The organism is Virgibacillus sp. FSP13, from assembly GCF_054048505.1.
In genome coordinates this window covers 65,303-91,715 of record NZ_JBSVKG010000009.1, presented here as the reverse complement: position 1 = coordinate 91,715, position 26,413 = coordinate 65,303, and the positions used below count along the sequence as shown (strand labels likewise).

The 26,413-nt window shown below is 36.9% G+C and carries 27 protein-coding genes and 1 other annotated feature; of the genes, 8 read left to right on the top strand and 19 right to left on the bottom strand.

The window, feature by feature from the left end:
* Nucleotides 1-122: 122 nt before the first annotated feature.
* The 10 genes from ACW2QC_RS10170 to zapA form a co-directional block, all read right to left on the bottom strand.
* Nucleotides 123-1,097 (bottom strand): electron transfer flavoprotein subunit alpha/FixB family protein, encoded by a 975-nt coding sequence (locus ACW2QC_RS10170; protein ID WP_457543859.1) that lies wholly within the window; start codon nt 1,095-1,097, stop codon nt 123-125.
* 28 nt (nt 1,098-1,125) lie between these two features.
* Nucleotides 1,126-1,899 carry an electron transfer flavoprotein subunit beta/FixA family protein gene (locus tag ACW2QC_RS10165; protein WP_457543858.1) on the bottom strand — a complete coding sequence of 258 codons (774 nt, stop codon included), beginning with the start codon at nt 1,897-1,899 and terminating at the stop codon, nt 1,126-1,128.
* 36 nt (nt 1,900-1,935) lie between these two features.
* The gene (locus ACW2QC_RS10160; RefSeq protein WP_457543857.1) at nt 1,936-2,709 is read right to left on the bottom strand and encodes an enoyl-CoA hydratase; all 774 of its coding nucleotides are present in this window, start codon (nt 2,707-2,709) and stop codon (nt 1,936-1,938) included.
* 76 nt (nt 2,710-2,785) lie between these two features.
* Nucleotides 2,786-3,370: a TetR/AcrR family transcriptional regulator gene (locus tag ACW2QC_RS10155; RefSeq protein ID WP_457543856.1), complete on the bottom strand. Its 585-nt coding sequence runs from the start codon at nt 3,368-3,370 to the stop codon at nt 2,786-2,788.
* Between the two features lie 134 nt (nt 3,371-3,504).
* On the bottom strand, nt 3,505-5,202 hold the full coding sequence (locus ACW2QC_RS10150; protein ID WP_457543855.1) for a long-chain-fatty-acid--CoA ligase: 1,698 nt from the start codon (nt 5,200-5,202) through the stop codon (nt 3,505-3,507).
* Between the two features lie 184 nt (nt 5,203-5,386).
* On the bottom strand, nt 5,387-5,794 hold the full coding sequence (locus tag ACW2QC_RS10145; protein WP_457543854.1) for a DUF350 domain-containing protein: 408 nt from the start codon (nt 5,792-5,794) through the stop codon (nt 5,387-5,389).
* A 34-nt stretch (nt 5,795-5,828) separates the two neighbouring features.
* Nucleotides 5,829-8,174: an endonuclease MutS2 gene (locus ACW2QC_RS10140; RefSeq protein ID WP_457543853.1), complete on the bottom strand. Its 2,346-nt coding sequence runs from the start codon at nt 8,172-8,174 to the stop codon at nt 5,829-5,831.
* 17 nt (nt 8,175-8,191) lie between these two features.
* Nucleotides 8,192-9,910: a DNA polymerase/3'-5' exonuclease PolX gene (gene polX, locus ACW2QC_RS10135; protein ID WP_457543852.1), complete on the bottom strand. Its 1,719-nt coding sequence runs from the start codon at nt 9,908-9,910 to the stop codon at nt 8,192-8,194.
* A 121-nt stretch (nt 9,911-10,031) separates the two neighbouring features.
* A complete protein-coding gene (locus ACW2QC_RS10130) occupies nt 10,032-10,586 on the bottom strand; it encodes a CvpA family protein (protein ID WP_457543851.1) in 555 nt (184 codons plus the stop codon).
* Nucleotides 10,587-10,589: 3 nt separating this feature from the next.
* Nucleotides 10,590-10,853, bottom strand: a complete 264-nt coding sequence (zapA, locus tag ACW2QC_RS10125; protein WP_457543850.1) for a cell division protein ZapA — start codon at nt 10,851-10,853, stop codon at nt 10,590-10,592.
* A gap of 136 nt (nt 10,854-10,989) precedes the next feature.
* Here zapA and rnhC point away from each other — a divergent pair, with 136 nt between their 5' ends.
* Complete coding sequence (gene rnhC, locus ACW2QC_RS10120; RefSeq protein ID WP_457543849.1) at nt 10,990-11,925, top strand: ribonuclease HIII; 936 nt, start codon at nt 10,990-10,992, stop codon at nt 11,923-11,925.
* Between the two features lie 55 nt (nt 11,926-11,980).
* Here the strand turns inward: rnhC and pheT are convergent, their stop codons facing one another.
* The 3 genes from pheT to ACW2QC_RS10105 all read right to left on the bottom strand — a co-directional run bounded on the left by pheT (nt 11,981) and on the right by ACW2QC_RS10105 (nt 16,525).
* Entirely contained in the window at nt 11,981-14,410 is a 2,430-nt protein-coding gene (gene pheT / locus ACW2QC_RS10115; protein WP_457543848.1) for a phenylalanine--tRNA ligase subunit beta, read from the bottom strand.
* 14 nt (nt 14,411-14,424) lie between these two features.
* Entirely contained in the window at nt 14,425-15,459 is a 1,035-nt protein-coding gene (gene pheS, locus ACW2QC_RS10110; protein WP_457543847.1) for a phenylalanine--tRNA ligase subunit alpha, read from the bottom strand.
* Nucleotides 15,460-15,508: 49 nt separating this feature from the next.
* Nucleotides 15,509-15,741, bottom strand: a binding site (T-box leader).
* Nucleotides 15,742-15,787: 46 nt separating this feature from the next.
* Nucleotides 15,788-16,525, bottom strand: coding sequence for a TrmH family RNA methyltransferase (locus ACW2QC_RS10105; RefSeq protein ID WP_457543846.1), 738 nt, complete (start codon nt 16,523-16,525; stop codon nt 15,788-15,790).
* A 99-nt stretch (nt 16,526-16,624) separates the two neighbouring features.
* Between ACW2QC_RS10105 and sspI the strand changes: the two genes are divergently transcribed.
* The 6 genes from sspI to ACW2QC_RS10075 all read left to right on the top strand — a co-directional run bounded on the left by sspI (nt 16,625) and on the right by ACW2QC_RS10075 (nt 22,515).
* Nucleotides 16,625-16,849, top strand: a complete 225-nt coding sequence (gene sspI, locus ACW2QC_RS10100; protein WP_457543845.1) for a small acid-soluble spore protein SspI — start codon at nt 16,625-16,627, stop codon at nt 16,847-16,849.
* Between the two features lie 351 nt (nt 16,850-17,200).
* Nucleotides 17,201-18,790 carry a hypothetical protein gene (locus tag ACW2QC_RS10095; RefSeq protein ID WP_457543844.1) on the top strand — a complete coding sequence of 530 codons (1,590 nt, stop codon included), beginning with the start codon at nt 17,201-17,203 and terminating at the stop codon, nt 18,788-18,790.
* Nucleotides 18,791-18,812: 22 nt separating this feature from the next.
* Nucleotides 18,813-20,036 carry an ABC transporter permease gene (locus ACW2QC_RS10090; RefSeq protein WP_457543843.1) on the top strand — a complete coding sequence of 408 codons (1,224 nt, stop codon included), beginning with the start codon at nt 18,813-18,815 and terminating at the stop codon, nt 20,034-20,036.
* Nucleotides 20,033-21,154, top strand: a complete 1,122-nt coding sequence (locus ACW2QC_RS10085) for an ABC transporter permease (protein WP_457543842.1) — start codon at nt 20,033-20,035, stop codon at nt 21,152-21,154. The genes ACW2QC_RS10090 and ACW2QC_RS10085 overlap by 4 nt, the downstream gene beginning before the upstream one ends.
* The gene (locus ACW2QC_RS10080; RefSeq protein WP_457543841.1) at nt 21,147-21,818 is read left to right on the top strand and encodes an ABC transporter ATP-binding protein; all 672 of its coding nucleotides are present in this window, start codon (nt 21,147-21,149) and stop codon (nt 21,816-21,818) included. Before ACW2QC_RS10085 ends, ACW2QC_RS10080 begins: the two co-directional genes overlap by 8 nt.
* A gap of 67 nt (nt 21,819-21,885) precedes the next feature.
* The gene (locus ACW2QC_RS10075; protein ID WP_457543840.1) at nt 21,886-22,515 is read left to right on the top strand and encodes a lytic transglycosylase domain-containing protein; all 630 of its coding nucleotides are present in this window, start codon (nt 21,886-21,888) and stop codon (nt 22,513-22,515) included.
* Between the two features lie 58 nt (nt 22,516-22,573).
* Here ACW2QC_RS10075 and ACW2QC_RS10070 read toward each other — a convergent pair whose 3' ends face one another.
* Entirely contained in the window at nt 22,574-23,659 is a 1,086-nt protein-coding gene (locus tag ACW2QC_RS10070) for a M42 family metallopeptidase (RefSeq protein ID WP_457543839.1), read from the bottom strand.
* Between the two features lie 73 nt (nt 23,660-23,732).
* The gene (locus tag ACW2QC_RS10065; protein WP_457543838.1) at nt 23,733-24,218 is read right to left on the bottom strand and encodes a dUTP diphosphatase; all 486 of its coding nucleotides are present in this window, start codon (nt 24,216-24,218) and stop codon (nt 23,733-23,735) included.
* A 120-nt stretch (nt 24,219-24,338) separates the two neighbouring features.
* Between ACW2QC_RS10065 and ACW2QC_RS10060 the strand changes: the two genes are divergently transcribed.
* Complete coding sequence (locus tag ACW2QC_RS10060) at nt 24,339-24,731, top strand: sigma-w pathway protein ysdB (RefSeq protein WP_457543837.1); 393 nt, start codon at nt 24,339-24,341, stop codon at nt 24,729-24,731.
* A gap of 61 nt (nt 24,732-24,792) precedes the next feature.
* On the opposite strand, the gene ACW2QC_RS10055 is transcribed toward ACW2QC_RS10060, so the two are convergent.
* From ACW2QC_RS10055 to rpmI, 4 genes are all read right to left on the bottom strand, one after another.
* A complete protein-coding gene (locus ACW2QC_RS10055; RefSeq protein WP_457543836.1) occupies nt 24,793-25,365 on the bottom strand; it encodes a TVP38/TMEM64 family protein in 573 nt (190 codons plus the stop codon).
* Nucleotides 25,366-25,445: 80 nt separating this feature from the next.
* Nucleotides 25,446-25,718 carry a DUF1294 domain-containing protein gene (locus ACW2QC_RS10050; RefSeq protein ID WP_457543835.1) on the bottom strand — a complete coding sequence of 91 codons (273 nt, stop codon included), beginning with the start codon at nt 25,716-25,718 and terminating at the stop codon, nt 25,446-25,448.
* 66 nt (nt 25,719-25,784) lie between these two features.
* Nucleotides 25,785-26,141 (bottom strand): 50S ribosomal protein L20, encoded by a 357-nt coding sequence (gene rplT / locus ACW2QC_RS10045; protein WP_457543834.1) that lies wholly within the window; start codon nt 26,139-26,141, stop codon nt 25,785-25,787.
* Between the two features lie 66 nt (nt 26,142-26,207).
* Nucleotides 26,208-26,405, bottom strand: a complete 198-nt coding sequence (gene rpmI, locus ACW2QC_RS10040; protein ID WP_457543833.1) for a 50S ribosomal protein L35 — start codon at nt 26,403-26,405, stop codon at nt 26,208-26,210.
* Between the last annotated feature and the right edge of the window lie 8 nt (nt 26,406-26,413).

Below are 26,413 nucleotides of genomic sequence, written 5' to 3'. Positions count from 1 at the left end.
CTCTTTTTATGAGTATAACATCGTTCGTATAACCTTGCGAATAGTTTGCTTGTAATACCGGTATCTATTCACGTTCGTACGAAATAGAGCCTTCCCAGTTATTGGGCAGGCTCTATAGTTAATTATACTTTAACCTTTTCAAGTTCTTCAATTAGCATTGGAATTACATCAAATAGGTCCCCAACGATGCCATAGTCAGCAACATTAAATATGTTTGCCTCTGGATCTTTATTTATTGCGACAATCACTTTCGAATTAGACATACCCGCTAAATGTTGGATTGCACCTGAGATTCCACAAGCAATATATAAATCCGGTGTTACCACTTTTCCTGTTTGCCCAATTTGTAATGAATAATCACAGTACTCTGCATCACACGCGCCTCGTGAAGCTCCAACCGCACCGCCTAACAGGTCAGCGAGTTCCTGCAATGGCTTAAAGCCGTCTTTACTTTTTACACCGCGTCCACCAGCTACAATTACTTTGGCCTCAGATAGATCAACACCTTCCGAAGCTTTACGTATCACTTCTTTAATAACCGTGCGAACATCTGAAATATCTACATCTTTTGCAGTAATTTCTCCCGTTCTGGATTCATCACGATCAAGTGCTGGAATGTTATTCGGACGGATTGTAACAAATGCAGGGTCACTCGTGTTAATTTTCTTTTCAAAAGCTTTTCCGGAATAAATGGGTCTTATGAAAACCGCTTTGTCCCCATCCACTTCAATATCTGTCACATCTGAAATTAATCCACTTTCTAATTTACTTGCAAGTTTAGGTGTTAAATCTTTCCCAATTGATGTATGGCCCATTACAATTCCACTTGGAGATTCTTCATTGATCACCGCCAAAACAGCTTGGCCATAGCCTTCTGATGTATACATTTTTAAATCGTCATGTTTAATCGTGATAACACGATCCGCTCCATAATATACCATTTCTTGAGCAAGTGACTTTAATTCATTATCTCCACAAACAACCCCAACAATTTCACCGTCTGTATTTATTTTTTTCGCTGCAGCTATTGCTTCAAATGTAACATTACGCAATGAACCATCTCTTGTTTCACCAATAACTAGTAGTTTATCACTCATAAGTCTTTCTCCTTTCTAAAATAAAGGTTTACAGTACTTTTGCATCGTTTTTAAGTAGAGAAACTAATTCTTGAACTTGGGCATCAAGCTCACCTTCAAGCACCTTACCTGCCTCTTTTTCTGGTGGTAAGAATACATCAATTGTCTTTGTTTTTGGTTCCAACTCATCTTCGTCAAGATCAAGATCATCAATCTCTAACTCTTCCAATGGTTTTTTCTTCGCTTTCATAATCCCTGGAAGTGATGGATAACGCGGATCATTCAATCCTTGTTGACAAGTAACCAGAACAGGTAAAGTCGTCTCGATTTTTTCAACGTCACCTTCTACATCCTTGTCAATATTTACTTTATCACCATCAATAGTAAGGTTAGTAATAGTCGTTACATATGAAATCCCAAGACGTTCAGCTAATCTAGGACCAACCTGACCGCTCGCCTCGTCAATTGCCACGTTCCCGGCTAAGATTAAGTCAGCGTCTTTATCCTCAAAAAACGCTTCCAAAATTTTGGTTGTCGTAAATTGGTCACCGTCTTCCAAGTCATCTTCCGTATTGATTAAGACTGCTTTATCGGCGCCCATGGCAAGTGCAGTACGAAGCTGTTTCTCCGACTCTTCGTCACCAATTGTCACAACTGTAACTTCTCCGCCATGTGCATCACGCTGATTAATCGCTTCTTCTACAGCATATTCATCATAAGGATTAATTATAAATTCTGCACCATCATCTTCAATTTGACCGTTAGATACTACAATTTTTTCCTCTGTATCAAACGTCTTTTTTAATAAAACATAGATATTCATGCGATATCCTCCTCTTTAATTAGTGTTCAACCGATATTATTTATCCAGGAAATTAGGCTTACGTTTTTCTATAAATGCTTGTACGCCTTCCTTAGCATCATTGGAACCAAATATTTCGCCAAAAGCCTCAGCCTCCGCTTTCGCTCCTGCTGCGAACTGATCAACAATCGAGTATGGAATTAACTTCATTATTCGTTTAATCGTTAATTTACTTTTTGCTACGATTTTTTCTGCTAGTTTCATAGCTTCGGGATAAACTTCTTCATTTTCAACTACTCGATTAACAAGACCTAAAGCTTGAGCTTCATGCGCGTGAATAGGTTCCCCAGTTAAAATCATTTCGTACGCCTTCGCAGCTCCGACATAACGTGGTAACCGCTGAGTTCCGGCAAATCCGGGAATAATTCCGAGTGTTGATTCTGGTAATCCTAGTTTGGTATTTTCTGAAGCGATTCGAATATGACAAGACATGGCAAGTTCTAAGCCTCCACCTAAAGCAGCACCATGAATTGCCGCAATTACAGGCACATGAAAATGCTCGATTCGATCAAACAACTGCTGACCTTTTTCGGATAGTGTTTGATAATCCGTAGCGTTTTGTAAGGAAGTAAATTCTTTAATATCGGCACCTGCAGAGAAAAACTTCCCTTCACCTTTTAGAACGACAGCTTTTATTGATTCATCCTTTTTTATTTCATCAAGCTTTTCAGCTAGATCATTTATCAATGTACTAGATAAAGCGTTTGCAGGTGGGCTTTTAATGGTTAATGTTGCAATGTGATTTTCTGTTTCATATCCTAAAGTTCCCAAAATTTAATCCTCCCTTTCTATCACTATCATAGCAGAAAATTAAACGACTCACTAGAAAAATGTGAAAGCGCTTTTCTTATTTTGTCGAAAGCCCATTTATTAACAATCCATGAACCTGTGAAGCTTGCCCTACTAAATCGTATTTTTGTTCCTTCATAACCCAATTTGTAACAATTTCATCCAAGGTCCCGAAAATCATCTGTCGCACTAGTGGAAGGTTTAAAGTTTCTTGAAAGATATTTTCTTCAATACCTTCCAAAATGAGATTATCAATAACAGCTAAATAAGGTTTTAAAACACTATTAATCTTTAAACGTAAATCTGTGTTTGATTGGCGCAATTCTAACTGTGTCACAATTGCCAAATTATGGTCTTGTGCAAGTTGATGGAAATGCATTTCAATTAATGTATGCAGTTTTTCACTTGCATTTTGTTTTTTATCAATACTGATGGCTATTTGTTCAACAAATTGGCCCATTTTCTCTTCAAACAAAGAAACGAGAATATCTTCTTTGTTCGCAAAATATAAATATATTGTCCCATCAGCTACGCCAGCTTTTTTGGCAATTTTAGAAACTTGTGACGCATGGTAGCCGTTTTCCGCAATAACTTCAACAGCCGCTTCAATAATTTGTTTGTATTTTGGCTTGTTTTTCTTCATCTTTATCTCCTTAGTGCTTACCTTGGTATAAAATATGAATGAACGATCATTCATATTTTATATTGTACCTTCACAAATTGATTATGTCAATATAGAACTTGTCCCATTTATCAGGAAAAAGGGGAGCACGAAGCTCAGACAGTCTTACTATTTTTTTGCAATTTTTCTTTCTCTTCATCAACTAAACTTCTTCTTAAAATTTTCCCAACTGCTGTCTTTGGCAGTTCATCACGGAACTCGTATATTCTCGGTACTTTATATGCTGCTAGATGCTTACGGCAATATTTATTTAGATCTTCCTCTTTAAGTTTATAGCCTGATTTCAACACCACATATGCTTTAACGGTCTCACCACGATACATATCCGGTACACCTGCAACAACAGCTTCCTGTACACCTTCATGTTCATATAGAACTTCCTCTACTTCCCTTGGATAAATATTATATCCTCCAGCAATAATCATATCTTTTTTACGATCGACAATGTAAAAATAACCTTGCTCATCCATATAGCCGAGGTCACCGGTAAATAACCAGCCATCCTTTAACACCTTTTCGGTTTCTTCAGGGTTGTTCCAATAGCCTTTCATTACTTGCGGTCCCTTCACTGCAAGTTCACCTACGTCACCAATTTCCGCCTCATCTAATGAATCCGACAAAAAAATCTTAGCATTTGTATCAGGCCATGGAATCCCAATACTTCCATTCACGCGTTTTGTCCAAACAAAATTTGCATGAGTTACAGGGGATGATTCGGTCAATCCATACCCTTCAACCAGCCGTCCATTTGTCACTTTTTCAAATTGTTCCTGCACCTCAACCGGTAGTGGAGCTGAACCACTTATACAGGCTTCTATCGATGACAAATCATACTTTTTTAAATTGGGATGATTTAATAACCCAACATAAATTGTCGGTGCCCCTGGAAATAACGTTGCTTTTTGTTTCTGAATTGTTTTTAGAACCTCTTCCGCATCAAATTTTGGTAGCAAGACCATTTTCGAGCCGAACATAATCGACATGTTCATGACGGTTGTCATACCATAAACGTGGAAAAATGGTAACACACCTAACACAACTTCTTTTCCTTGCTGTGCTTTGTATAACCATGCTTGACACATTTGAACATTTGCAACGAGATTGAAGTGCGTCAGCATAACACCTTTGGGATGCCCTGTTGTTCCACCAGTATATTGTAACAAAGCCAAATCTTCTTTTGGGTTTACTTCGACTTCTGTGTAGTTATCCGTTGTGTTTGCAATAATATCCGTCCATACGTGAGTATCATTGGTTTGCTCAACCTTAACAACCATATTATATTGCTTTTTTTGGATAAACGGATAAACAATGTTTTTGGGGAACGGTAAATAATCCTTAATAGCTGTAACAATTGTATGTTCAATAGACGTTGCTTCTTTTACGTTATTTACTCTTGGCAATAAGATATCCATACAAACGATAAACGTAGCACCTGAATCGTTCAATTGATATTCCAATTCACGTTCTTTATATAAAGGGTTTGTTTGTACAACGGTTGCCCCAGCCATTAATGCCCCATAATAGCTAATTACAGACTGTGGACTGTTCGGTAACATTACCGCAACACGGTCACCTTTTTTCAAACCAAGCTGCTGCATGTAATGAGCCATTTTCTTTGCTTGCAGATAGACTTCCGCAAATGAAATTTCCTTCCCCATAAAATGAAGCGCTTTCTTTTCCTTGTATCGTTTAGCACCTTCTATCAAAAAAGCGTGTAATGGCTTCTCATCATAGGAAACACTTGTTGGTATTTCCTTTGGATAATGAGCATGCCATATTTTTTCCTCCCCCATTTCATCTCCTCCTTATACTATATAATTATAGTATACCGATTAATTTGTATTTTTTGAAATATTTTTCATCAATTTGCTGAAAATAATTAATTTTTATAGTAAATACACGACGCCCACAACAATAAAAATAACTGCTACAACAAGTAAAACTTTAGCTAATGTTTCCACTCTCGTTCTTCTCCCCTTATCCTATACTTGCCCCAATCACGAAGGATAATCCCACTGAAATCAACATGGAAATAAATCCTACTGCCTTATTCCCTTTACCAATCTCTTTATCGATTTTTATTGTTGGGGTTAGAAATTCAAAAATGAAATAACCAACCAACAACAATAAAAATCCAAATACTCCCCAGCCGATACTTTGTAATAGTGTATCATTGTGTTCGATGGAATAGCGAAAAATGATGGAAATACCAAATATTTTCCCGCCTGTTGCCATTGCTACCGCAAAATTTCCTTTCTTGATTTGTTCCCAATTCTTATAGGATGTAACAAGTTCGAACACAGCCAAAAATACAATCGTACATAAAATAACCACACTATAGCGTGCTGCAGTCTCGACAAAAACATTTTCCCAAAAACCATTCATCCTTGAACACTCCATTCCCCACGTACGCTGTGTGTTATTGTAATTCTATGATCGTTACACCACTTCCGCCTTCACCCATCGATCCATAACGACTATTCTTGATTCTTGGATGTCGCTTCGCAAAATCCTGCACACCTGTCCGAAGTGCCCCTGTTCCTTTCCCGTGAATAATGGATACTTTTGCATAACCAGCTAGTAATACATCATCAATATACTTTTCTAAACGGAGTAGGGCTTCTTCATAGCGCTCCCCACGCAAATCAAGTTCTGGGCGTACATGATAGTTTGACCCTTTTACAGTTGTTAATGGTTTTTCCATCGTTTTCTTTTGCTTTCCAACAGCCTGAAGATCATTTCGTTTTACCTTTACCTTCATAATCCCAACCTGGACTAGGTACTCATCTTCATTCACTTTTTCCAAAACCGTCCCTTGTTGGTTCACGGTTAGCAATTTAATCTCATCACCGGGATGCAGTTCATTTTTGGACTCTTTTGTTGGTCTGCTTGCCTGCTTTGATGGCTTGGAGGAAAGCTTCGGTTTTGCTTCTTCAAGCATCTTTTTCGCTTCGATCCATTCATGCTCTTTTAAATCAGCAGCGGATTTCATACCACGAATCTCATTGATAATTAGTTCTGCCTCTTCCCTAGCTTTTTGTAATGCTTTTTCTGCCTTTTTCTCAACTTTTTTGTATAATTCCTCACGCTTATATTCAAACTGCTGCCACTCTTTTTGAATTTCATTGCGCAGTTCTTCACTTTTTATTAATGTTTGATGAGCTTCCTCATAGTCCTTCTCAGCCTGTATTTGTGATCGTTCCAACGAAGCAATCATATTTTCAACACTTTTCGAATCGACTCCAACTTGATCTTTTGCACGTTCAATAATGGAATCGTTTAATCCTAGCCGCTTTGAAATTTCAAATGCATTACTTCGCCCAGGAACACCGATCAATAATCGATAAGTCGGCTGCAATGTTTCCACATTAAATTCTACCGAAGCATTAATTACATTTTCCCTATTGTAGCCATATGCCTTTAATTCTGGATAATGGGTCGTTGCAATCACACGCGCATCCCTTGATACCACTTCATCCAAAATAGACATTGCAAGTGCTGCACCTTCTTGTGGATCTGTCCCTGCACCAAGTTCATCGAATAATACCAATGTTTTGTTATCAACTTGCTCAATAATATTAACGATGTTAGTCATGTGTGAAGAAAAAGTACTTAAGTTTTGTTCAATTGATTGTTCATCGCCAATATCTGCAAAAACATGCTCAAAAACAGCCATTTCGCATCCGTCATAGGCAGGGATTTGTAGCCCTGATTGTGCCATTAATGTACATAAACCAATCATCTTTAATGTTACTGTTTTCCCACCAGTATTAGGTCCGGTGATGACAATTGAAGTGTAATCTTTTCCAATTTCAATATCATTAGCAACCACGTTATCCGCTGGAATCAAGGGGTGACGTGCCTGCATCATCTTAATAAAACCTTGATCATTCATCTTGGGCATTGCTGCTTTCATTTGCTTACCTAGTTTAGCCCGGGCAAACATAAAATCAATTTTAGCTAACACAGAAACATTTTCAAGTAAAAATGTTTCTGCTCCAGCAATGTGTTCACTTAACTCACGCAAAATACGCTCTATTTCCTGTTTTTCTGCCACTTTAGCTTCTTGCAATTGATTATTAAGATCAACAACAGCTTTTGGTTCCATGAACAACGTTTGGCCTGATGCAGACTGATCATGCACAATCCCGCCAATTGTTCCACGGTACTCTTGCTTAACAGGCAAGACATAACGGTCATTTCGAATCGTTATAATCGCATCGGAAAGCATGTTACTCTTCGATTTTGTGTAATTATCTAGTTTATCGCGAACCCTTGATTCATATGTGCGAATGGAAGATCGAATGCTACGTAATTTAACTGATGCACCATCCATCACTTGCCCATGATCATCGATACAGCTTTTTATTTGACGTTCCAACTCGCGTAAAGGCGTAATTTGTTCAACCAATCCCTCTAAAATGGGGAGATTTTTTTCTAGTTTGGCGATGAACTCTTTGACTTGTCTCCCGCCGTAAATCGTGTTGGCAACATCAAGGCATTCACCGGTATTTAATACACCACCAATGATACTTCGTTTTACGCTTGCCCGTATGTCAGATATCCCACCAAGTGGAATCGATAAATTTAGTCGTTCAACTTGTCCAGCTTCATCTGTTTCTTGCTGCAGGGCCTTCACGTCCTGCAAATCTGTTGCTGGTTTTAATAAAGACGCAAGATCTTTTCCCAATGATGTTGCAGCTTGACTTGTCAGAGATTCCAATATTTTATTAAATTCAAGTACTTGGAGAATACGTTCATTCATTCCTGCTTACTCCTTTATCATTTCTTACGGTTCATAAATTCCATTAGTTTCTCTTTTGACCATGTGTTGATGATTGTTTCCTTCTGTAACCAACCGCGTCTTGCCGTACCAACGCCATACTTCATATGTTCAAGCATATGAAAGCTGTGTGCATCTGTATCTATTGCGATTGCTACACCTTGTTCCTGTGCTTTTCGTACCCATTCAGCAGATAAATCTAACCGATTTGGATTCGCGTTTATTTCCAACGCCGTTCCTGTCTCACTTGCATGTTCAATTAATTTATCGATATCAATAGCATAACCATCACGTCTGCCGATCAATCTACCAGTTGGATGAGCAATCAATGAAACGTATGGATTTTCCAATGCGGTATATAACCGCGCCATAATTTTTTCTTTGGACTGGCTGAAGCTAGAATGAATAGCACCAATAACGAAGTCCATTTCTTGCAAAAATTCATCGCTAAAATCTAATGTCGCATCAGGCAGAATGTCCATTTCAACTCCGGCAAAAATATGAATATCTCCGTATTTTTCGTTTAATCTCGCAATTTCTTCTCGTTGCTTTCGTAGTTTTGTCTCATTTAAACCATTCGCCACACGCAAAAATTTAGAGTGATCAGTAATCGCAATATAGTCATATCCTTTTGCTCGGGCTTGATTCACCATTTCTTCTATCGATTGAGCCCCATCACTCCATGTCGTATGCATATGCAAATCACCGCGAATATCCGTTAATTGAACAAGGTCCATATCTTTCTTAAAGGCATCAACCTCACCGGTATTCTCTCTGACTTCGGGGGGAATGTACGTCAATCCGAAATGCCGAAAAAATTGCTCTTCCGTTTTAAACGTCAAAATTTCGCCTGTTTCATCAAGTTCAATCCCATATTCATTGATTTTTTCACCACGGGATTTTGCTAATTGTCTCATAGCAACATTATGATCCTTTGACCCAGTAAAATGGTGAAGGGTTGACGCAAATTCCTCTGGTTTCACAATTCGAAAATCTACATTTATATCAAAAACATCATCAATCGTAACCGATACTTTAGTTTCCCCACTTGCTATTACATCTTTAATATTGTCGATTTCCAACAGTGCATCCCTAACTTCAAGTGGTTTCATCGTTGCAATAATAAAATCTAAATCCTTGATTGTTTCACGCATGCGACGTAAACTCCCAGCTTGCGAAAATGTTTCGATCGCTGGGATCTCTTTTAATCGTGCTTCCATTTGTTCAGCAAGTGGCAGCATTGTTGCTATTGGCAACCGTTCTGGGCGATTATTTGCGTCTTCTAACACTTGTATAATTTTTTCAACTGACTTTTTACCAAATCCAGCAAGCTGTTCTACCTGTCCACTAACACAAGCTTCTTTTAATGAGTCAGCATCCGATACACCAAGTTGCTGGTACAATTTAGCCAGTTTCTTACCACCGAGGCCAGGCAAGTTTAATAGCGGTATTAGTCCATTCGGAACCTCTTTTTCCAATTGGTGTAGTGTTACGGATTCTCCGTGCTCTAGAAATTCAGTAATAACATCGCCCGTACCTTTACCAATACCTTTTATTTTCGTGAAGTCATCTATTTCAGTTAATGATCGATCATCTCGTTCAAGAGCTTGTGCCGCTTTTCTATAGGCAGAAATCTTAAACGGATTTTCCCCTTTTAATTCTAAATAGACCGCTATTTCTTCAAGTAGCTTCAATACATCTTTTTTATTCTTTGTCATGTTCAATTTCACCTGCTTTACTCGTTCATCGATGCAAAAAGACTGATTCATTTAAGGTTATACCTATTGTACATGAGACACAAATGGATACCCTAGTATTTTGAATCAGCCTCTTTATCGTCTAAAAATCAAACAAACTTTCTATGTGTGTAAACCACAAATCTTTTAATTGCTCAGATAATATTGGTGTATGTTCAATAATCAGTTGTGCAATAAATGAATTACTTATCCAAGATTGCACATTGCCAACAGGAGTTAGGGCTAATATATACAATATGATAAACAGTAGCAAATATATTTCTAAAAACCCCAAAACCGCACCCAATATACGATTAACGGAATGCAATATTGGTAATTCGGCTACAAAATCGAGCATGGAGGCAATAATTTGTAAAATGATTTTTACCGCGAAAAAGATAATAGCAAAGGCGATTGCGTTGTAAAAAGCAACTTCAAGTGGCAGCGATTGTAAAAAAACAGCCCATGAACTGTCTCCAGAAAGTTCTGGATATGGTATCCAAAGCGCTAATTTTGATGCTAAATCATCATAATAAATGATCGCAACAATAAATGATACAATAAAGCCAATTAGATGAAATGCTTGTAAAATGAAACCTCTTTTTAACCCGATTAAAAAACCAAAAAGTAATAATATTATTAAAATGAAATCGACCATATGTTACTTATCCTCTTTCTTATTTATTGAACCTAACAGTTTAGCGTAGTCTTCTTTTAATTTTAAATAATCATTCATTGAATTAACTGCTGTTAAAACAGCTAATTTAGTCGTATCCAAATCTTTATTGGCTGCTTGGATTTCATGCATTTTTTGATCCACTAAACTAGCAACAAGACGGACATGGTGTGCTGGTTCGGTCCCAACAATTGTATATGATTTATTATGTATTTCTACCGTTATTCGTGTTTTATCATTCTGGGTCACACGGCTACCCCCTCGGAAAAAATTATTCACTTTATCTTAACATGAAGAATGCATTTAGGAAACTAAAGAATAAACCTTTTTAAAATGTTAAATCCTTTGCTATAGTGATTATAAGCAATGGAATGGAGAGATAAATATGCCACAAAGCGTACACGTTATTCCGCTTACAACTATTAAAGAAATGCAGCAATATTACGCAAGCTCAGTTACCGCTTCACCACAAGGAGCTATCTTTCGGGCTAAAACATCGAATGCAGTTATAACCGCTTACCGGTCTGGAAAGGTCCTTTTTCAGGGCAAAAATCCGGAAATTGAATCAGCAAAATGGACGAAAGACAATGGAGAGGAATCTGCAAAAAAGAAGAAGCCTGTTACTAATTCAGCCCACAAAAACTCACCACCAACTAGTCTATTTGTAGCTTCCCATATTGGGTCAGACGAGGCTGGAACAGGTGACTATTTTGGTCCAATAACCGTAGCATGTGCGGCTGTTCATGCAAATCAAATTGAGAAATTAAAACAAATTGGCGTCCAAGACTCTAAAAATCTAACCGATAAGACAATTAAACGAATAGCAAAAGAAATAATGAAACTTGATATTACCTATTCACTGTTAGTATTGCGTAATGAAAAATATAACGCATTGAAAAACAAAGGTTGGTCACAAGGGAAAATGAAAGCGATGCTCCATCATCATGCTATTCAAAATGTATTGGAGAAAGTTGACGAATTGAAATTTGAAGGAATCTTGATCGATCAGTTTTGTGAACCCAGCCTGTATAAGAAGTATATTGCCAGTGAACAAGAAAAAATTACGGATAAGACATATTTCATGACGAAAGCTGAGAGCTATTCTATTGCAGTTGCCGCTGGATCAATTATCGCTCGAACCAGTTTTTTAAATGAAATGGATAAACTATCTGATAAACTTGACATAACATTACCAAAAGGTGCTTCTAATCATGTTGACCAAGTAATTGCAAAAATAATAAACAAAAAAGGACACGATATACTAACGACTTGTGCCAAAACACATTTTGTTAATACAAAGAAAGCAGAAAAGTATTTATAATTTAGTTAAATAAAACCTGGTATGGGCGGTGAATAGCCCATACCAGGTTTATTTTTTACGACCTCACATATGCATGACATGTTTCATTAACTGCTGCAACAATTGCTTGATAGGATTCTTCTACTTCTTCATCTTTCAATGTTCGTTCAGGGTCCTGATAAAGCAACCGATATGCAACTGATTTTTTCCCATCTGGTAAATGTTCTCCTGTATAAACGTCAAAGATTTGAATATCTTTCACCAAATCTTTATCTGTCTCCTGGATCACGTTTACAACATCACCCGCTTGTACATCTTCATCCAGTACAAAAGCAATGTCACGGACGATTGATGGATATTTTGGTATTGATTGATAGCTTGGATTGTTGTCATATTCATTAAATACTTGATCCATATTGATATCAAATACATATGTTTCATTTAAATCCATTTGTTTTTCTTGTGATGGATGAAGTTGACCAATAAATCCAACCACATTGTTATTCATGACAATTTTCGCACATCGACCAGGATGCATATCAGGTAATTTTGCTTGTTCAAAAGAAACTGGAACTTCTAAGAAATTAAACAGACCTTCAACAATTCCTTTTACCACATAAAAATCAACTAATTTCTTTTCTTGCTGCCATTCGTGCTCCTCCCAAAGGCCAGATAACACACCAGCTAAACGTAATTTTTCATCTGGTTGTTTCGTCGTTTCTTGCTCGTTCGAGATAAAGATCGAGCCAAGTTCAAAATACGCAATATCTGTCTGGTTTCTAGCAAGGTTATACGATACTGTCTGTAATAACTCAGGAAGTACACTTAAACGCAAATACTTATGATCTCCACTCATCGGCATGGCCAGCTTGACTGGTGACAAATTATCATTTCTAACTTCTGGACTAATTAATTTCGAAACATAATCATCACTAGTCAAGGAATACGTAATCGTCTCCATCAGGCCAGCACCTTGCATAAAATTTTTAACTTGTCGCTTTAGCCATTGACGTTCTGTTAGTGCACCAGCTTGTGAGGCCCCAGCTGGTAATGTGAATGGCAAGTTATCATACCCATAAATTCGTGCTACTTCTTCAAGCATATCTTCAAAAATAGAAATATCTCCGCGACGAGTAGGTATATTTACATGGAAATGGTCATTTTGTTGATCATATGAAAAACGTAATTTCGTTAAAATGTTTGCAATTTCTTCCGTTGTAATCGTTGTACCTAGTCGTTTGTTTATTTCATCCGTATTAATAGCAACTTCCTTTTCCGAATGATCTAGCTCGTCAACAACTACTGGATTATTTAACACAGTCCCACCTGCATATGTTTCTAAAAGCTGACATGCTCGGATACCTGCGCGTTTCACACGATTTGGGTCAATACCTTTTTCATAGCGTGTGCTAGACTCACTACGTAACCCTGTCTCTTTTACAGTTCTCCTGACTGACGAAGGGGCGAAATATGCCGCTTCTAATAAAATCGTTTTCGTTTCTTCGTGCACTTCTGTGTTTGCACCACCCATTACTCCGGCAAGAGCAACTGGTTCTTTTCCATTGGTGATGACCAAATTTTCAGGTGATAATTTACGTTCTTGTTCATCTAGTGTCACAATTGTCTCATTTTCAGCTGCACGTCGAACGACAATCTCATTTGAATCCAAACGATCATAATCAAAGGCATGTAATGGTTGACCATATTCAAGCAATACATAATTCGTGATATCAACTACATTATTGATCGGTCGGATCCCTGCTGCCATTAAATAATTGCGCATCCAGATTGGTGATGATTGAATTTGCACGTCTTTCACGATAAACGCTCCATAGAAGGGATTCAATTCCTTATCTTCTACTTTAACCGAAACATAATCATCAGCATGTTCGTCTGCTTGATTAACTTTTTCTTCCGGCAAATGAATTGGCTTATCCAAAATGGCCGCTACTTCATAAGCAACTCCTAACATGCTTAGACAATCTGCCCTGTTAGGTGTCAGTCCTAAATCTAAAATAGCATCATCAAGATTTAAAAGTGGTGTAACATCCTGACCGATTTCTAGATGATTTTGGAAAACAAATATTCCATCTGCCACATCTTTAGGAACGTACTTCTCCTGAATTCCCAGTTCTTGTAATGAACAAATCATGCCATTCGATTCAATGCCACGCAATTTTACTTTTTTAATTTTGAAATTCCCAGGCAAAACCGCTCCAGGCTTTGCAACTGCTACCTTTTGTCCTTGTTGAATATTTGGTGCACCACAAATAATTTGCAGCAATTCGTCTTCACCTACATCAACTTGACAGAGATTTAACTTATCTGCGTTTGGATGTTTAGCACATTCTTTCACATACCCAACAACTACATCCTTGCTTTGTTCAGCGACATATTCAATGCCTTCCACTTCAATACCGCTTTTCGTTATTTTCTCTGCAAGTTCTTCCGGTGTATTATTTTCGATATCTACATAATTTTTCAACCAATTTAATGAAACTAACACAGCTTTATACCTCCCTATGCATTATGATATTGTTTTAAGAATCGTTTGTCGTTCGTGTAAAATTGACGGATATCATCAATTCCATATTTCAGCATTGCAATTCGTTCCGGTCCCATACCGAACGCGAAACCAGTGTATACGTTTGGATCATATCCTGCCATTTCCAGCACATTTGGATGAACCATACCAGCACCTAAAATTTCAATCCATCCAGTGCCTTTACAAACGGAACATCCCGCACCATGACAAACTTTACAGGAAATATCCATTTCTACAGATGGTTCCGTAAACGGGAAAAAGCTTGGACGTAGGCGAATTTCTCTATCTTCCCCAAACATTTTTTTAGCAAAAACATCTAAAATCCCCTTTAGATCACTCATCCGTACATCTTTATCAACATATAGTCCTTCAATTTGGGTAAATTGATGGGAGTGTGTTGCATCATCCGTATCGCGTCGATAAACCTTACCTGGACATATCATTTTAACCGATTTTTTTCCTTCATATGCCCGCATTGTTCGTGCCTGCACCGGTGACGTATGGGTTCTTAATAATAATTCGTTTGTGATATAAAATGTGTCTTGCATATCGCGAGCAGGATGATCTTTTGGTAAATTTAATGCTTCAAAGTTAAAATAATCCGTCTCTACTTCCGGACCTTCCCTTACTTCAAATCCCATACCAATAAATAAATCTTCAATTTCCTCAATGAGGTTGGTTAATAAATGTGGACCGCCAACTTGAACAGGACGACCTGGCAATGTCACATCAATTGTTTCTTTTTCTAGTTGTTGTTCTAGGGCTTGTTGTTCAAGTGTCTCACTTTTTTGTTCAATTGCCTCCGTGATTGATTCACGAACACGGTTGGCAATTTCCCCTACCACCGGACGTTCTTCCTTGGATAGTTTACCCATACCTTTTAAGATCCCTGTAATCGATCCTTTTTTCCCTAAATAAGCAACACGAATGGCTTGAAGTTCCTTGCTGTCACTCGTGTCAGCAATACGTGCTAGTGCTTCTGTTTGTAACGCCTCTAATTGTTCCTTCATTGAACAAACCTCCTTTTTAATAGCAAAAACAAAAAAGCCTTCATCCACAAAAAGGGACGAGGCTTTAAATTCGCGGTACCACCCTTGTTGACACAATACTGCTGTGTCCAACTTAAGCTTGATAACGGATAAGATCCGGTACACCTTTACTTGAGAACAAGGTCCAAGTGTCAGCTCCAGAGTGAAACATTAACAAGTAAACAGTAGAAATGCTTTCAGTCCTAGACATTTCCTCCCTAAAACCGTTTTTCTCTTGTTAACAGGCTCTTTCATAGCATCATTTACAAATTTCTTTTATTATAGATAAAATTTATGGATGTTGCAATGATTAACCCTTAATATAATACATCAATATTCCCGCTGCAACACTAGCGTTTAAGGATTCCGCCTTTCCATAGATCGGGATTTTAACACAAATATCTGCCAATCCCAGCACATCTTCATGAATACCTGATCCTTCATTCCCAATGATTAATGCCGTTTTCTTACTAGGTTTTATTTCTAAATAAGAAGATGAATTAGTTAAAGCAGATGCCCAAACCGTGAAACCATCCTTTTTTAATTGGGAAATTTTCGTTAAAAGGTTCGCCTGAAAAATGGGAATATGAAATAACGACCCTTGTGTAGAACGAACCACTTTATCATTATACATATCAACTGTATTATCACCTAATATAACAGCATCAAACCCTGCCGCATCTGCAGTTCGGATCATTGTTCCCAAATTTCCTGGATCCTGTATAGCATCTAGAATCAACACTTGTTCAAACATTTCTTGATTGTAATTTTTCATTTTTACTACCGCTGCAATTCCTTGTGGTGTTTTCGTGTTTGAAATATGGTTGAAAACAAGCGAACTTACAATAACAATAGGATATCCCTCTGCAAACTCAGGCACATCTATCCCCTCTTGCAGAATGATTTCCTTTATCTCCCAGTCACTTGAATGTACTTCTTCTACCAAATGAAAACCTTCAATTAAAAATGTTTTTAATTGAATTCGATCTTTTTTCTTTTTCAATTTATTCCAAAGTTTGACTTTATCATTTTGCACCGACGTTATCATTCCATCGCATCCTTCATTTATTGTATGTTAATCATACATATTTCACCATAAATCGGTCAAACTATCCATAATCCTATATGAAATAAAGGGGTGAAATGATTGGATTTAAATTTACGGAAAGCTATATTAACGAATATCGCTAAAAATGATCAAGAGCAATTAGAAGCCACAATCGTTGATGCCATTCAGAATGGCGAAGAAAAAATGCTTCCTGGTTTAGGTGTTCTTTTTGAATTAATCTGGAAACATTCGGACCAACAAGAAAAACAGGAAATGGTTGATGCTTTGGAACAAGGTGTTAAAAACGCAACCACTACTGGTTAATATGGTGTTTATACAATGGTAGATGCACAATCAAGCATCTATCATTTTTTTATCAAAATAAATAATTAGTCCTGCAAATATCCTTCGCAATCTAAAATCCCTCAAAAATTATCGGCTACCTTAAACTTAGTTTCCAATAAATTACTAAATAGTAGACATAAAGAATTAGCTTATCATTTTTAACCCAAAACAAAACACCACCTTAAGACCTAGTTAGTTTTTATAAAAACATGGAACAATTTGACCAATTTTTTCAGGAATGATATATAATTATTCATACATTATTGTTATAGGCTAAGTACTTAATAATAAAATAGTAAGAGGGTAAAGAAAGCGAGGGGGAGTTTGTACATGGATGAAACGTACAATTCAGAGGAAGCAAAGAAAGGATTTTCCAAAAAGATTATTGCAATAATCGTTGCAGCATTACTAGTAGTTGGTGGCGGTGTGACCGCTTACGTATTAATCACTGGTTCTGACAAAGCACAATACTTTACAGCTGAGAAAAACACAATCGAATTTATGAAAGAAAGAATCAATGAACGATATCAGTCAGAATTTGATTGGCGAAAACAAACAGAAGAAAATCCAACCGAAGCAGCAGTCGAATTATCAGCTAATTATAACGACCCAACTAGCGGAGGTTATGGGATGATGAATCCACAGGAAATCATTAATAATTCTTCGCTTACGCTGACAACACAAACAGACTTGCAAGAAAATAAAGTTGCGGCTGATATTCAAGCGAACTTAGGTGAAATGGAAATTGGTGATATTAACCTTTTCCTTGATGCAGATAAGGTAATGCTCGGTCTTCCTTTTCTTCAAGAAACACTACAATTAAAGGATAGAGATCTGGGTAAGTTACTACATGAAGCAGACCCAACATTCCCGAAAGACGAAACAATTGACTTTAATTCCTTTTTTGAAATGGCAAAAGGCTTACCAGAAGACGATCAGGAGTATTTAACCGAGGAATATATCACAACCATTTATGATGAAATTCCTGACGAAGCATTTGATTCATCAGATGAAACAGTAAAGGTTGACAAGGAAAGTTTTGATACGAAGAAGATTACCCTACATCTTTCAGAGCAAAAGGTAAAAGATATCCTCTCAACAACCTTGAAAAAAGCAAAAGACGATAAACGGTTAAAAAAGATTATCACAGAGCAAATGGAAATACAACAATTCGGTTTAAGCTCAGAATTTGCTGGCGTGGACATTGATCAAGAAATCAAAAACTTTGAAAAAGGACTTGATGAAGCAATCAAAGGATTAAAAGACGCCCATATTCCTAAAGGATTAACATCAATTATTTGGGTTAAAAATGATTTGATTGTAAAAAGAGATTTCACTATCGGTGCTGGTCCAAATAAGGATGACATTGGTACCCTGACAATTACAGGTACACATTTATTAAACGATGAAACGCAAAAATTCGACTATGAGTTTACGGCGGGAGATGCAACGAATAAGGAATCCATGACCTTAACCGGTGATTTATCATGGAAAAATAATAAAGCTGACGATACTATTAAACTAGTAGCAGGTAATACAGAAATAAGTTATGATGGAACCGAGACATTAAAGGACGGTAAACGCGACTATGAACGCGTATTTTCCATAAATAGCCCAGACTCTGGAACAGGTAGCTTAAATTGGTCTGGTGTGGCAACATATGATAATGATAAAATGAACTCAGAAAACACGTTTTCAGTTGAAGCTCCAGGTATAACACAAGATATGTTCAGCCTACATGTAGCAAAAGATGCAAAAACGATTAAAAAAGTTGAAGCACCTGATGATTCTAGCGTGAAAGACCTTGGCAGTATGTCTGTAAATGAGATCATGCAATATTTTGAATCTGACGTAATGCCACAATACCAGCAATGGCTTATGGGTATTTTAGGGGCTGGTGGCGGTCTCAACGGACTTTAAGTTTTAACAAGGAAGTGGCACCATGCTGTTTATAAATCATCTATTTTTGTTTATGAAACATGACTTTAAAATACTACGGAGGAAGTGGCCATCACTTCCTCTTCTTTTGCTTTTTCCTATTGTTGTTATAACGCTATGTGCTATCATGATTGCTTCTTTTATTGACCAAGATGAAAGAGATCCTATTCAAATAGGATTAGTCGATTTGGATCAATCCAAAGAAACGCAGTTGGTTGTAAAATTAATTGAAGAATCCTCTCAGTTAGGCAACTATATTTCGATCAATGCACTATCTGAAGAGAAAGCCAACAATGATCTGGAGCAAAATAACCTTAGTGCATACATAACGTTTCCAAAAGAGTTTACTGAACATCTTTATCAAGGTAAATCTGTTACTTTACATATTACTGGAAATCCGAATAAACCAACGGAAAGCTTTGTGATTAAAGAACTCCTTGATAGTGTTTCCCGACATATCCGGGCAGCACAGGCGAATATTTTAACCATTAATTTTTTTGCAAAACAATTACCAATGGGGACTGATGAACGCAATGACATGCTATTTGACCAATTTACAAGTTTTGTCCTTTATACAATTGGCAAAGATAAAATGCTTGATGAAGAAACAGTAACCAACCAAGCAACAAATACGCCATTTCATTATTACGCACTCGCAAGCTGGTTTATCATCATAACCATCTGGTTGATTGCTTTCTATTCATTTCTAACACGTGATGATCACATACGAATAAAACAACGGATGCGTCTATATGGTGTTTCAGCGTTACAACAGCTACTGGCAAAAATCATAACAACGCTTGCTATTACTGCATTTTGTGCAGTTTTTGCTTTATATGCATTCCAGCTTTTTACAGACATTACATTATATAAAGAGGATTACGTTCGAATAGCCATCATTACGCTATTATATAGTTTTATCTTTTTAGAAGGTTTGGCACTGATCGAAACAATAATCCAAACACAGAAGTTGCGGTTACTTGTGCAATCATTGTTCACAGGATTTACATTATTAATTAGTGGAGCCATTATCCCATCATTGTATTTTCCAGCCTATTTACAAGCATACTTGCCATACAGTTTCTCTAACCAAGCTTTCCATTGGTTACAGGAAATTGTCTTAAATGAACGTTTTTATGCAGATTATCTGCCACTTTCGCTTCTAACATTGGCTGGTTTCTTTCTTTTAACGGGTGTGTCATTGTGGAAGGAGCGTGTTAATCAATGAAACCTATTATAGAGACGCGCTTGATCCATTGGAAAAAGCATTGGTTAAGCATTTTATTTTGGCTCTTGATTCCAATTGCTGCAACGATTGGAATCACAATAGTAACCGACGCAATAAAAGATGACAGCAAAGTTCCGGTTGGCATTGTTTTAGAAAATGAAACTGATACGTCATTGGAGTTGCTTCGTGAAATCAAAGCGACTCCATTCATAAGCGTTTTTCAACTTGATGAAGCAAACGCTTTACACCAATTAAAAAAGCATGAATTAGATAGTGTCTTTGTAATTCATGATGATTTTGAACAAAAAATACGAAACAGTAATCGTAATCGTTTACTGACAAGTTATCAGTCTGACCTATCGTTCGCCTATACCCCTGTGAAAGAAATGATACTATCCTATGTGCAACAGGAAACGGGACGATCAAAGGCAGCGTATGTTGTCCAGGAACTCATCGGGCATTACCAGTCAAACAAGCAGTGGACTTGGGATGAAATTGTAACAAAATCCAAAGAAATTCAAGAAGAGGAAAACTTATTAGAGACATCATTTTCCTTTGGTCACACAACCACTGTGCAGACAGATAAAATGCAGACATTTAATCTGTGGGGCTTATGGGCTATTTTCTGTCTGTTAGCGACACTACTATTATTTGATTGGGTGATTACGGAACAGCGTGCAAATGTAATACAACGGTTCGCTTTTACACGTTATTCATGGAAAAACTATCTCGTGGGAAACTTTTTTCTGTATACGCTACTATTTTTCATTACCGATTTGCTTAGTATCAGTCTGTTTTATATATTGTTTCAAGAGCGGGTTTCCTTGTGGAGTTTGTTAAGTTATCGAATTATCTTGAATTTAATAGCTTTTTTACTGGCAAGCCAGTTCAAACACCCATTCATTTATTATACTTTTTCTTTTGCAATAACACTGTTTGTTGCAATTTTTAGTGGAGCAATCTTACCAACCATAGACATAATAGATAAATCGTCATGGATTCATATGCTTAGTCCTATTCAACCTTTTCTGACAGGTGGCATGATGAATCTTTCATCGTTGATCATCATTATACTCGCAATATGGTGGTATGTAAGGAGGGAGAAAACCGATGCTTAATATCGATTCATTATCAATGAAATATGGCAAAAAGCAAATTTTGAACTCTGTTTCATTTTCAGTCAAACCAGGTGAAATTGTTGGGCTTGTTGGAGAGAATGGCGCAGGTAAATCGACGATGTTAAAAATTTTAGCCACCTTGTTAAAGCCAACAGCAGGATCGATCCAGTTAAATAGTGATACATACAAAAGCAGCCGAAAAAAGATCCGAAAGCAAATTGGCTTTGTACCCCAAGATATTGCGTTATGGGAAGAATTTAGTGTGGAAGAGAATATGATCTTTTTTGAACGACTAGCCTGGAAGCATAAAAACAAACAGGAATTGAGACAGCTATGTTTGGACATGAAATTAGAAAAATGGAAAGAACCTGTTAAAGCATTGTCTGGCGGGATGAAACGCAAATTAAACTTGGCAATCAGTTTGATCCACGACCCATTATTATTACTCCTTGATGAACCAACTGTTGGAATCGATTTAAAGTCGCGAAAAGAAATAGGAACCTATTTAAATGATTTGGCCCAAAATAATGGAAAGATAATTATATATACATCCCATGACATGGATGAAATTATCAATTTATGTGACCATGTTTACTGTGTTGGTAATGATCCATTTTATCAGCATGTTTTACAAGAAGCTGGTAAAGAAACGATTAAATTATAATAAAGATATTGCCTTTATCATCGTTTGAGAGTAAACTAAATATAGTTTAAAAGGGGGATTTTCAAGTATGGAAATAAAAGAGTTACAAGCAATGATGCAGTACAAAGCAATGTCGATTTTAACATCAGCTGATCATTCGTTTTCCGTTAACTCCCCTATCGTTGACTTAGCCTTTAATCAAATGTTACAAGAACAGCTAAACAACAATGCGGAATTACATGGTAACGTTGATCGACCAATAAGTAAACCTAATTACCAACAAGTATTGTCATCTGCAACGATGGATCCTTTTTCCGCTATCAATAAGAATCCTGTATCTTCTGCTGATTACGATTCCCATATTGCTGCAGCAGCTAAAAAGTATGGTATTGATCCAAAACTAATTCATTCCATTATCAAAACGGAATCGAACTATAATGCTAATGCCAAAAGTAATGCTGGAGCTCAAGGACTAATGCAATTAATGCCAGAAACTGCCCGAGGGCTTGGTGTTACCAACCCGTACGATCCACGTCAAAATATTGAAGGCGGGACAAAATACATAAGTCAAATGCTTCACCGCTATAATGGCAACACGGAATTAGCTGTTGCAGCTTATAACGCTGGGCCTGGCAATGTTGATAAACATCAAGGGATCCCACCGTTTGGAGAAACGCAGAATTACGTAAAAAAGGTTATGAACTCCTATTTTGCCTAACCGTGGCGGTAAATATAAAAAAGATCGATAGCTATATGATGCTATCGATCTTTTTTATTTAAGCTAAAATTATTTCGTTCACTTTATCTCGATCTAATTTTTTAATTGCTTCCACAATTAACTTAACCGCATTTTCAAAATCATCACGGTGTAAAATTGCTGCGTGCGAATGAATATACCGTGTTGCAATCGTAATCGACAAAGATGGCACACCATTTGCTGTTAAATGGATAGATCCAGAGTCTGTTCCGCCTCCTGCCATTGAAGTAAATTGGTATGGAATATTGTTCTCATCAGCTGTGTTCACGATGAAATCACGAACACCCTTATGGGAAACCATTGATGCATCATATAAAACGATTTGTGGGCCTTCACCAAGCTTGCTGTCTGCATCCTTATCCGAAACCCCTGGCATGTCTCCTGCAATACCAACATCAACACCAAAGCCGATATCCGGGTTTATTTTATGTGCCGCAGTCCGTGCACCACGTAACCCGACTTCCTCTTGAACCGTACCAACACCGTATACAATGTTCGGATGGTCTTGATCTTTTAACTGTTTTAATACTTCGATTGCTATCGCACAACCGATTCTGTTATCCCAAGCCTTGGCCAATAACATTTTTTCATTTTTTAATGGCGTAAATTCAAAGTAAGGTACAATTGAATCGCCAGGACGAACACCGAAATCCATTGCTTCCTCTTTGCTCGCTGCGCCAATATCGATAAACATATCTTTGATTTCTACAGGTTTTTTCCTAACTTCTGCCGACAAAATATGCGGAGGCTTTGAACCAATAATTCCAGTTACATCGCCTTTACCTGACATAATTGTTACACGTTGAGCAAGCATTACTTGACTCCACCAGCCACCAGTTGTCTGAAAATATATGTAACCATTGTCATCAATTCGGGTTACCATAAAACCAACCTCATCCAAATGACCAGCAACCATTATTTTAGGTCCATTTTCATTGCCTGCTTTTTTTGCAATAAGACTTCCTAGATTATCTGTGTAAACTTCATCAGCAAATGGTTTAATGTAACCTTCCATCACATCTCTAACTTCTTTTTCATTTCCTGGAATTCCTCTAGCATCGGTTAGGTCTTTTAGCATCGTTAATGTTTCATCTAATTTTGCCATATATATGAGATCCTCCCTTTTTAATATACTGTTATTATAACTTTATTTTGAAAAATAACAAAATATTTTTGCTCTAATACCCTTGATCCTGTCGTTCATAATTAACTTCATTTTTCTTTAAATAGGCCATATACACTGATTTCTCGTCAAATCCGATTACTTGGCTGAGCTGTAAATAACACTCAAACATATTTCGATAATTCGCTTGTGATGGATCTTGTTTAAATAAAACGCATGCTTCAAATACCTGATTAAACTGCTCCGTTTCCTTATTTAAAATTTGTCTTAAAGCACGTGGCTCATATTGATAACCGTTGTCTATCCCTAATGATAAAATAAAATGGAGACCATCCACATATTCAGCTAAAATAACGTCTTCTTCACTTTTTGATTTCGTACTCCAAAATTTAAAGCAGCGAGTTTCATTCGCTAGTTCACCAATTTCAACAAAAAGTGCAAGCATTTTTTCTTGGAATAAATCCTTTCCTATTACATTTTGGTTTGTTTCGATATAAAAATCTAATTGTTTTTGCATGGTAAATAATTTTTGCCAATCCATGGTAGTATTGCCCCTTTACACTATTTTCTACGATTGTAACACGAAATTTATGGAATTAGTGAAACCTGCATGAATTCTAATACGTACAAGATGATAACGAAGAGAGGGAGACGGGTAAAAATGATTGTACTACTGTTTCGGATATTGATTCTTATCGCACTAGCCTTTCTTGCATACACGGTTTTTCACTACTTTCAAAATCCAATGCGTAAATTAAGGATCGCTAAGGACAATATGACTTTTTTTATACTTGATGAGGAACAAAATAGCAAAAAGAATTTGCAATTTGTTTATAAGGGCTGTTTATTCGAGGGTGAAAAATATTTGGGGGCTACAGAACAATCATTTGAGGTTGTTGATATTCATATATCTACACCTGAACCAATCGAATTGCGGGGATTAACTCGTGATGATTTATATTTCTTAGAAAAAGAATTATTAATTCGCTATCCATATGCCCAAATCGAATGGAAACATCCGATTAATAAGTTACTTATAACCCCTGTAGACTAAGGAATGCCCTTAAGGCTGGCTTTAACCCATAAAAAAATGCTCACTTGATGTGAGCATTTTTTTATGTGCTTACTTGAAAAAAGTCCTGCCACTTAATAATAATTTCCTTTTTTCTTAGTAAATAAATAAGTGGTAATAGCGCAACTAAAAATATGGAGATATATAAAGGGGATAGACTTGATATCCATTGACCGATAGAAGTATAAACAAATGCTAATGGAATATTTGATAGTAATGAGGATTTTGCATAATCTTTAAAGCCCTCTGTGATTTGAATAAGACATAGTGATAGAAGATGAAAGTGTATAAATGGTACAAGCCTTAGCACAGCAATTTGTGAAGTTGTAAAATCTGAATGCCTCCCGATTATTTTCTGTTTCATGTTCGTAAGTCTGTTAAATGTTTTAGGCATCCGACGAATGATTCCATAGAAAATGACGCTTGATAAGGTAATCCCAATGAGCGAATATAAGGTACCAGCTACAGCTCCGAATAAAACGCCCCCAGAAACACAGATAAATACAACAGGAAGAAAAAATAATGGACGTAATAAATGAAAGCTAATGAACAAAATGGGGGCAAACAGTCCACCTGTGCCGATAATCGTCATGAGATAATTGCCAAGAAGTTCCATAACCTGCCTCCTTTACAACCAAGCATATGGCATTCTTTTTCCATAACGATTAGTACATGTATATGACAGGAGACGAGCCTTTATGACACAGATAGAAAAATAGCTAATGCAACATGAAGAACGACAAAAATCGGGACACCAAATTTAAAAGAGAGATGCTTTGTTTTATGATGGAATAGTTTCATTCCAAAATAGGAGCCGACAGATCCACCAATAATGATCGTCATCCACAACATTTTTTCAGAGATCCGCCATTGGTGTTTTCTTGCCCTACGCTTATCTAAACCCATTAATCCAAAACCAAAAACATTTATCATGAACAAGTAAACAAAGTATAAATTAATTTTTTCCATTGGTTTTCCCTCTCATATGTAAAAATGACCAAACTCTACAAGAGCTTGGTCATTTTCTATCATTTACTACTTAAGTGCTGCTTTTGCTTTATCTGCTAACTGCGTAAATGCCTGTTCATCATTAATTGCAAGATCAGAAAGCATTTTACGGTTTACTTCAATGCCAGCAACTTTTAATCCGTGCATTAATTTGCTGTAAGAAATATCATTCATGCGTGCAGCAGCATTAATTCGTGCGATCCAAAGTTTACGGAATTCGCGTTTCTTTTGTTTACGGTCACGATATGCATACTGACCCGATTTCATTACTTGTTGTTTTGCTGTTTTAAATAGTGTCCTTTTTGAACCATAATAACCTTTTGCTAGTTTTAATACGCGTTTACGACGTCTGCGCGTAACTGTTCCACCTTTTACACGTGGCATATGTTTACCCTCCTAATACAAATCAATTGTATCTCAAATTTAGTTTAATTTTCGTTTGTGCCTCTCTTATTTATAAGGAAGCATTGATTTAATACGTTTGTAGTCACTTGAAGATACAAGTGCAGATTTACGTAATTTACGTTTTTGTTTTTGTGATTTATGTGCAAACATGTGACTTGTATAAGCGTGTGAACGTTTCAACTTTCCTGAACCAGTTCGTTTAAAACGTTTTTGTGAACCTTTATGGGTTTTCATTTTAGGCATGTAGTTTT